Raw genomic sequence first — 1324 nt, forward strand, 5'->3', positions numbered from 1 at the left:
TGAAGCTGCCCCCGAACTGACCGGACAGGGTCTCCCACTTCCCTAAGGGGTAGGAGTACTGTTCACATCATGACTGGTCACATCCCACGGCCCGAGATCCTGACCGAGCCGCAGCGTCGCCGTCGATGGTCGCCGGCTGAGAAGCTGGCGATGGTCGAGGCGACCTACGATCCGGGCGTCACGGTGAGCCTGGTGGCGCGCCGCAATGGCATCCAGCCCAACCAGCTCTTCGCGTGGCGCAAGCTGGCCGCTCAGGGCGCGCTGACCGCCACCAGCGCGAAAGAGGAGGTCGTCGCGGCCTCGGAGTACCGGGCGCTTCAAGGTCAGGTCCGTGAGTTGCAGCGCCTTCTGGGCAAGAAGACGATGGAAGCGGAGATCCTGCGCGAGGCCTTGGATGTTGCCGCCCCCAAAAAGCGGCCCTTGCGCATGCTGTCGTGGCCCGGGGAGGGTTCGCGGTGAGCGCGGTGTGCGAAATGCTGGGCGTGGCGCGCTCGAACGTCATGGCCCGGGCCAAGAAGAGCCCGGCTGCATCTCCGGCCCGCCGAGGCCGTCCGCCCATGCCGGACGCGGAACTCGTCGTGCAGATCAAGGAGATAATTGGCGAGTTGCCCACCTACGGCTATCGCCGGGTGCATGCGCTCCTGCGCCGGCGAGCCAAGGCCGACGGCATCCCGCCGCCCAATCACAAGAGGGTCTACCGCGTCATGCGCGAGCACGGCCTCTTGCTCGAACGCCATTCGGGGCGCGACGAGGACCGCCGCCACGATGGCCGGGTCGCGGTGGACCGCTCCAATCTACGCTGGTGCTCGGACGGCTTCGAAATCGGCTGCGACGATGGCCAGAAGGTGCGCGTCGCCTTCGCCCTCGACTGCTGCGACCGCGAGGCTCTGGGCTTCGTCGCCACCACGGAGGGCATCAAGGGCGAGGATGTCCAGGACCTAATGATCGCCGCCGTGGAGGCGCGCTTTGGCCAGGTGAACCGTCTGCCGCACGTCATCGAATGGCTGTCGGACAACGGATCATGCTACATCGCCGCCGACACGAAGGCGCTCGCCCGCGAGATCGGCCTGGAGCCGCGCACCACGCCCGTTCGAAGTCCGCAGAGCAACGGCATGGCCGAGGCCTTCGTCCGAACCATCAAGCGCGACTACGTCCGGGTCTCGCCGCGCCCCGATGCCTGCACCGTCATCGCCCAGCTTCATGGCTGGTTCGAGCACTACAACGCCGTTCACCCCCACCGGGCGCTCGGATACAGATCACCCCGCGAGTTCATCGCGGATCAGACAACAACCTGATCCTGTCCGGTCATTCAGGGGCAACAACA

Annotated in this window: 1 protein-coding gene; it reads left to right on the plus strand. The window is 66.7% G+C overall.

Annotated features, from left to right (window positions below):
* Positions 1 to 69: 69 nt before the first annotated feature.
* A protein-coding gene (locus J2Z33_RS18060) for an IS3 family transposase (protein WP_245218980.1) occupies positions 70 to 1295 on the plus strand; the annotation gives its coding sequence in 2 pieces (ribosomal slippage) (positions 70 to 418 and positions 418 to 1295; 1227 coding nt in all).
* Positions 1296 to 1324: the final 29 nt, after the last annotated feature.

Source organism: Rubellimicrobium aerolatum (assembly GCF_017872975.1).
Lineage (GTDB): Bacteria > Pseudomonadota > Alphaproteobacteria > Rhodobacterales > Rhodobacteraceae > Rubellimicrobium > Rubellimicrobium aerolatum.